4 protein-coding genes and 3 pseudogenes are annotated in these 4,535 nt (G+C 69.0%); 3 read left to right on the plus strand and 4 right to left on the minus strand.

Annotation, left to right across the window (positions count from 1 at the left end):
* Positions 1-426, minus strand: a pseudogene (locus VN520_RS33525) (ABC transporter permease); the annotation flags it as partial.
* On the minus strand, positions 423-1,331 hold the full coding sequence (locus VN520_RS33530; RefSeq protein WP_325750716.1) for an ABC transporter ATP-binding protein: 909 nt from the start codon (positions 1,329-1,331) through the stop codon (positions 423-425). The pseudogene VN520_RS33525 and the gene VN520_RS33530, both read right to left, overlap by 4 nt.
* Positions 1,332-1,464: 133 nt before the next feature.
* Between VN520_RS33530 and VN520_RS33535 the strand changes: the two genes are divergently transcribed.
* Positions 1,465-2,712 (plus strand): sensor histidine kinase, encoded by a 1,248-nt coding sequence (locus VN520_RS33535; protein WP_325750717.1) that lies wholly within the window; start codon positions 1,465-1,467, stop codon positions 2,710-2,712.
* The gene (locus VN520_RS33540) at positions 2,709-3,368 is read left to right on the plus strand and encodes a response regulator transcription factor (protein ID WP_325750718.1); all 660 of its coding nucleotides are present in this window, start codon (positions 2,709-2,711) and stop codon (positions 3,366-3,368) included. The genes VN520_RS33535 and VN520_RS33540 overlap by 4 nt, the downstream gene beginning before the upstream one ends.
* Positions 3,369-3,474: 106 nt before the next feature.
* On the opposite strand, the pseudogene VN520_RS33545 reads toward VN520_RS33540, so the two are convergent.
* Positions 3,475-3,636: pseudogene (locus VN520_RS33545) on the minus strand (site-specific integrase); the annotation flags it as partial.
* 70 nt (positions 3,637-3,706) lie between these two features.
* A pseudogene (locus tag VN520_RS39760) lies at positions 3,707-4,105 on the minus strand (IS3 family transposase); the annotation flags it as partial.
* Positions 4,106-4,430: 325 nt separating this feature from the next.
* On the opposite strand from VN520_RS39760, the gene VN520_RS33550 reads away from it, so the two are divergent.
* Positions 4,431-4,535: LacI family DNA-binding transcriptional regulator (locus VN520_RS33550; RefSeq protein ID WP_325750719.1), on the plus strand; the 105-nt coding region annotated here is incomplete at its 3' end.

Genomic DNA, 4,535 nt, shown 5'->3' on the forward strand with positions numbered 1-4,535 from the left:
GAAGACGGTGGTGACCGCCGTGACGACCACCGTTTTGGCGGCCATCACCGAACGGCGGGCCGGAACGGCCGCAAACGTCGTACGAATGGTTCCCGTGCTGTACTCGCCGATGATCGCGACGGCGCCGAGCGCACCGAGGGCGAGCATCATGACCATGGCGGCGTTCGCCGTGAACGCCTCCTGCAGCGGAATTCCGGCCCGGACGTGGTCGGCCCGGTCCGCCGCGCTCCGCTCCGGCCAGTAGTTGTAGGTGTCGTAGGCGGTTCCCGCGTTGAACGCGATGACGGCCAGGGCGGTGGCCCCGTACGCGATCCAGGTCGAGCGCAGCGACCGAAGCTTGATCCACTCGGCAACCACCAGGTCGTAAAAGCGGGCGCGGGGTTCGTCGGCGCCAAGTCCGCCGACGGGAGCGTACGTCGTGGTCACTGGGGGTCTCCTGCGAGGTATTGCACGCTGTCGGCGGTGAGCTCCATGAACGCCTCTTCCAATGAGGCGGACCGGGTGCTGAGGTGATGCAGCAAAATGCGGTGTTCCATGGCGATCTCACCGATCCGGACCGAGGTCACACCGGTCACAGCAAGCAGGTCGCCCGCCGTGTCCACGGCCGCGCCCTCGGCCGTCAGCAGATCTCTCAGGGCGGCAGCGGCGGGCGTGCCCACCGTGACGCTCTGCCGGGCGCTGCGAGCGGAGAACTCCGTGATGCTTTCCGCCGCGATCAGCTCGCCGCGGCCGATGACGATCAGTTGGTCGGCGGTGTGCTCCATCTCGGACATGAGATGGCTGGAGACGAACACCGTTCGGCCCTCGGCGGCGAGACGCCTGAACAGGTCACGCACCCACTTCACGCCTTCCGGGTCGAGGCCGTTGAGCGGTTCGTCGAAGAGCAGTACCGGGGGTTCGCCGAGCAGGGCGGAAGCGATGCCGAGCCGCTGCTTCATGCCGAGCGAGAATCCGCCGATGCGGCGCCGGGCGACCTCGGCAAGGCCGACCTCCCGCAGCACCTCCTCCACCCGGCGCTGCGGGATGCGGTTGGAGCGGGCCAGGGCGGACAACTGCGCCACCGCGCTGCGCCCGCCGTGCACATCGTGCGCGTCGAGAAGGGAGCCGACATGACGCAGGCCGCGGGGGCGGTCGCGAAAGGAACGGCCGTCGACGGTGACGGCGCCGCTGGTGGGCTCGTGCAAGCCGAGGATCATCCGCAGAGTGGTGCTCTTGCCGGCGCCGTTCGGACCGAGAAACCCGGTCACTTGGCCGGGTCGCACGGTGAAGGTCAGATCTTTGACGGCCGTAGTGCCGCCGTATCGCTTCGTGAGCTCGTTGACTTCGATCACGGGGACAACGGTGCCGGTGGGCGACCCCGCCCGTCATCGGCCCCCCGATGACAATCGGGGAGGACGGGTGTCGACCCTGGTTGTACGGCCACGGTCGGATGTGCTGTCAGATGCAGGTGCTTACGATCAATGCATGTCCGCCTCACCGCCGCTGCCGCTGCTCAAACGCATACCGCCGGGCCTGTGGACGGCACTGGCGTGGTACGCGGCAGCAGTGGAACCCATCGTCGAGTACGTAGTGATGCCGCAAGTGCCGACGTACTCGCTCAACTACCCCCAGGACGGGCTCGACTCGCCCGGAGCCCAGGCACTGCTCGCTGTCGCCTTCGTGCTGATCCTGGCCGGCAGCGCGGTGCTGCGACGCAGGACCTTCGCGGCGTACGGCCTGGTGATCGTCGGTACGGTCACCTCGACGGTGGCCTGGCGTCAGGATGAGATTCCGCCCACGCAGTTCCTGGCCGTGGATATCGCCCTCTGCTACCTCGCAGCCACCCGGCCTCGGCGGAGCTCGCTCACCGCGGCCGCCGCAGCGCTCGGCACACTCGCCGGCTACCTCGTCCTGCGGTTGATCACGGGCGACGATTCCAGCATTGCGCAGGAGCCGTTCGTGGCCCTGACCGTGGTCATCGCCTGGCTCATCGGTAATTCGTCGCATCAGGCCCGTGCCCACACCGCAGAGTTGCACGCCCGGGTCGCCGCCGAGGCCGTCACCGCCGAACGGCTGCGCATCGCCCGCGAGATGCACGACACCGTCGCCCACAGCATCGGCATCATCGCCTTGCAGGCCGGCGCCGCGGCCCGGGTCATCGAAAGCCAGCCGGCCAAAGCCCGCGAGGCGATGCTCACCGTGGAGATGGCCGGCCGCGAGACGCTGTCCGGGCTGCGAAGGATGCTCGGCGCGCTGCGCCAGGCCGACCAGGATGAGGAACGCCAAGGCCGCGCGCACGCGCCGGTGCCCCTGCGACCGGCCGCTGGCCTGGCGGACGTGGAACAGCTCGCCGCGACGACCACCGCCGCCGGAGTCCGCGTGGAGGTGTGGTGGCAGGGCAGGCGCCGCCCGCTGCCGGCCGACATCGACCTCGCGGCATTCCGGATCGTCCAGGAGTCGGTGACCAACGCCGTACGGCACTCGGGTGCCGATTCCTGCCAGGTGCGCCTCGACTACCGCGCGGACGAACTCGCCGTCGAGGTCTCGGACCGGGGGAAAGGCGGCGGCACCAGCACGGACACCGGATACGGCCTGATCGGCATGCGCGAGCGGGCTGCCCTGCTGCACGGGGATTTCACGGCCGGGCCCCGCCCCGGGGGCGGCTTCCTGGTAGCGGCCAGACTCCCGGTACCGGCAGGGACCGAGGCAGAAGCGAAGGCGGGAGCCAGATGACCATCCGTGTCGTGCTCACCGACGACCAGCCCCTGGTCCGGGCCGCCCTGCAGATGGTCATCACCGACACCGCGGACATCGAGGTGGTGGGCGAGGCAGAAGACGGCGCGGAAGCGGTACGCCTGACGGAGGAACTCGATCCCGACGTCGTCGTGATGGACCTCCGGATGCCCGGCATGGACGGCATCGAGGCCACCCGGCTGATCACGATGGGCAGCGGCTCCACACGCGTCGTCGTCCTCACGACCTTCGATGACGACGACTACGTCTACGGGGCGCTGCACGCCGGCGCGTCCGGATTCCTCGTCAAGGACATGGCCCTGGACGATATCCTCGCCGCAATCCGGATCGTTGCCGCCGGGGACGCTCTGATCGCACCAGCCGTCACACGCCGGCTGATCAAAGAGTTCATCACCCGACCCGCAGCGTCACCGCCACGGCGGTCGGAGCTCGACAGCATTACCACCCGGGAACGCGAGGTGCTGACCCTCGTCGGCAGGGGCCTGTCCAATACGGAGATCGCAGGCGAGCTCTCCATCAGCATCGCCACCGCCAAGACCTACCTGACCCGCCTACTCGCCAAGCTCGATGCCCGCGACCGGGTGCAGCTGGTGATCCTGGCCTATGAGGCGGGCCTGGTGGCACCATCCCAGTGAGTGGACGGACTCCCCGCGCAGCGGGCACCGGCGGACGGCGTGCGATCCACGCGGGTCCGATCCGACCTCACCTGCCGTCAGTGCACCGGTTGATCAAGGTTCTGGCTCACCGCTGGCTGTCACCGGGGGCCAGAAGGCTGGTCAGTTCGGCGATGGCCGCTGGTGAGGGCTTGAAGTAACGGCGGAGGTGCTCCGGCTTCTTGTGACGCGACTTGGTCATCAGCATGAGCAGTGACGCACCTTGCTCGCCGAGGCGCGTAAGAGCAGTCCCGGGCGATGAGGCCGGGGCGCAAAGCAGCCCCGGGATCCGGGATCGTGGTCGCCTGCCGTCGTCTGCTGTGCCGGCCCTGCAGCCCGGCGGCCCGCATCAGTCGTGCGACACGACGCCGGTCGCAGCCGGCACCCTCGCGTGTGAGCAGGGCGTGCACGCGCGGAGCCCCGTAGGTCCCGCGCGATCGCGCATGGGCCTCGGTGATCTGTTCGGTCAGCTCGGCATCCCGCACCGCCCGGGGGCCGGGCAGGCCGGAGCGACGGGTAGAGCAGGCGGTCCGGGAGACCTTCATCAGCTCACACACCTGTTTGACGCTGTGACCTGCACGGTTCTCCCGCCGCAAGGGCTTGGCCTGCGAGAGCAGGACCTCTGCCGCTTGGGCGGAAGGGGCGGGGAGAGCGGTGAAAGCGAGCAGTGAGGCCGCGAGGGCCAGAAGTAAGGCGAAGCGGTGCAGCAGCTTTTGCATGGGCGACTCCTCAAGTGGGGGAGGTCAAGGAGCGCTCCCTGGCAGGGAAGATGGGGGGCTGGCAAAGGCTGTCAAGGCCTCTTTCACCTCGTAAAAAAGGCATCGTCATGCGTGGGGTGTTCTGAGGGAACGGTCTCTCACTGACCACGTGGCGCGTCGGCGGTCACGGCGGCGGCGTCGCGCAGGACGTGCCCGAGCGATGCTCCGGCCGCTCCGGCCTGCGGATACGCTGCTGTCATCGCCATGACGCAGAGCCGGAGGTCGTCCCGATGAGAAAACCCGCCCCGCACACGGACCCGGGCGGCGGCACAGGGGACGGACAGGCATGAAACGCCCCACTCTCGATGTGGTGGCCGCCCGGGCGGGCGTGTCCAAATCGAGCGTCTCCCGGGTCATCAACGGTGAGACGACGGTCGCCCCCCAGATCCGG

Source organism: Streptomyces sp. (assembly GCF_035563135.1).
GTDB lineage: Bacteria > Actinomycetota > Actinomycetes > Streptomycetales > Streptomycetaceae > Streptomyces.